Annotated in this window: 2 protein-coding genes; both read left to right on the top strand. The window is 72.9% G+C overall.

Translation table 11 applies throughout. The features are described from left to right. A partial coding sequence (locus tag U9980_RS16815) for a glycosyltransferase family 1 protein (protein WP_322768781.1) occupies window positions 1–1,115 on the top strand: 1,115 nt, incomplete at its 5' end. 167 nt (window positions 1,116–1,282) lie between these two features. Continuing rightward, window positions 1,283–2,413, top strand: coding sequence for a glycosyltransferase family 1 protein (locus U9980_RS16810; RefSeq protein ID WP_322768780.1), 1,131 nt, complete (start codon window positions 1,283–1,285; stop codon window positions 2,411–2,413). Window positions 2,414–2,421: the final 8 nt, after the last annotated feature.

Genomic DNA, 2,421 nt, shown 5'->3' with positions numbered 1-2,421 from the left:
CTGAGCTCGCCGCCGCGCTCGCCAGGACGGCGCGGCCGGGCGAGGCGGTCATCAGCTGGTGTGCCTGGCGGGGAGAACGCGAAGCGGACGGCGCGGCGGTGCCGGGCGTGGTCGGTCCCATCCGGCTGCCGCTGCCCCGACGCGGTCTTGCCACCGCATGGCTGCGCGGCTATGGGCCGGCGCCGAGCGCTGTGGGGATTGTGCACGCCCCCACGCTGCTCGTCCCGCCGCGGCGGCGCGGGGTGCCGCTCGTGGTGACGATCCACGACGCCGTGCCGTGGACCCATCCGCACACCCTGAGCACCCACGGCGCCCGGTGGCACCGCCAGATGGGCGCGCGCGCGGCCCGCCAGGCCGATGCCGTGATCGTGCCGACCAGGGCCGTCGCTGCCGACCTTCGGGCACATCTGCCGATCCCGGCCGACCGGCTGCACGTCATCGGCGAGGGCGTGGCCGAGGCGGTCGTGACCATCCCGGCGGACGCAGATGCCCGCGCCGCCCGGCTCCGCCTTCCGGGCGGCGGGTATCTGCTCACCCTGGCCACCCTCGAGCCCCGCAAGGGCCTGGACACCGTCCTGGCCGCGCTGGCCGCGCTGGCTGAGCCCGTCGGGCCTGCCGCGTCCGCTGCGCCCGACCTGCCCCTGGTACATGTCGGTTCACCCGGTTGGGGTGGGCTGGACCTGCGGGTCGAAGCCGCGCGGGTGGGCCTGGATCCGGCCCGGATCCATTCGTTGGGGCGTCTTGAGGACGCGGACCTCGCGGTGGTGCTGTCACGGGCCACCGCACTGCTCGCGCCGAGCCGCTCGGAGGGCTTCGGGCTGCCGGTCATCGAGGCGATGGCCCATGGCGTCCCCGCGATCGTCTCCGACATCCCCGCGTTGGTGGAGGTCGGGGGGGACGCCGTCGTGACCGTGCCGGTGGCGGACCCGGGGGCGCTCGCCCGCGCGGTCGCGGCCGTGGTCACCGACGAGGGCCTGCGGCGCCGGCTGGCCGCGGACGGACGGGCGAGAGCGGCCGCTTTTACCTGGAATGGGGCGGCAGAGACCGTCTGGTCCCTCTACCGTCAACTTACCGACTCCCGGGCCTTGACCACCAAGGATCGGGGGCGGGCGTAGTCTTGCCAGCGGGCCGAAGACGGCGCAATTATGGATCTTCCAGCGTCGCCGGTGGCCCTAAGGAATCTAGGTGGGTCGACGGGCGTGCGATCATGATTCTTCTCGCGCACCCGGAGGCCCCAAGCAGCCTAGCGGTGCGAAACATGCCGCCAGTCGGAAGGAGCGCCGTGTCTCCCCGGGTGCTCGTCGACGCCACCGCGGTCCCAGCCGATCGCGGCGGCGTCGGTCGCTATGTCGACGGTCTGGTGGCTGCCCTGGATGCGGCAGGCGCCGACCTGGCTCTCGTCTGCCAACGATCCGATTACGAACGGTACGGCCGGATGGCGCCCCACGCCAACGTGGTGCCGGGGCCGGCCGCGATCGCGCACCGGCCGGCCCGCCTCGCCTGGGAACAGACCGGCCTGCCGCTGGTCGCCCACCAGGTGGGGGCGCAGGTCATCCATTCGCCGCACTACACGATGCCGCTGCGCACCTCTCAGCCCGTGTGCGTGACCATCCACGACGTCACGTTCTTCACGGAGGCGGAGATGCACACCGCCGTGAAGGGGACGTTCTTCCGTTCGGCGATGCGCACCGCCGTGCGTAAGTCGAAGAGGATCATCGTTCCGTCCAAGGCCACCCGCGACGAGCTGATCCGGGTCCTCGAGGGTGACTCGACCGCGACGGATGTCGCCTACCACGGGGTGGACACGTCGACCTTCCACCCGCCCACCGAGGAGGACAAGCGCCGGGTCCGCCTTCGGCTCGGTCTGGCTGACAGCCGCTACGTCGCCTTCCTCGGCATGCTTGAGCCGCGCAAGAACGTGCCGAACCTGATCCGTGGCTGGGCCGAGGCCGTCCACGGGCGCGCGGATGCGCCCGCACTGGTGCTTGCCGGCGGTTCGGGCTGGGACGACGACGTGGATGCCGCGGTCGCCTCGGTCCCGTCCCACCTGAAGGTCATCCGACCAGGCTACCTGCGGTTCTCCGACCTTCCCGGCTATCTGGGCGGCGCATTGCTGGTCGCTTACCCCTCCCACGGGGAGGGGTTCGGGCTGCCCGTGCTGGAGGCGATGGCCTGTGGCGCGCCCGTGCTGACGACGCCGCGGCTCTCGCTGCCCGAAGTGGGCGGCGACGCCGTCGCCTACACCCAGCCGGACATCGACTCGATCGCCCACGAGATGCGTGCGCTGGTCGACGACGCCCAGCGGCGCGGCGCCCTGGCCCAGGCCGGGCTCACCCGCGCCCGGGAGTTCACCTGGGCGGCGAGCGCCGAGGCGCACCTGGCGAGCTACGCGCGGGCAGCCGCCGACAGCTGACCCGACAG

Origin of the sequence: Protofrankia sp. Cr1 (assembly GCF_963555865.1) — a bacterium.
Taxonomy (GTDB): domain Bacteria; phylum Actinomycetota; class Actinomycetes; order Frankiales; family Frankiaceae; genus Protofrankia.
Note: the sequence above shows the minus strand (reverse complement) of the source record. Positions and strands in the feature narration are given on the sequence as shown.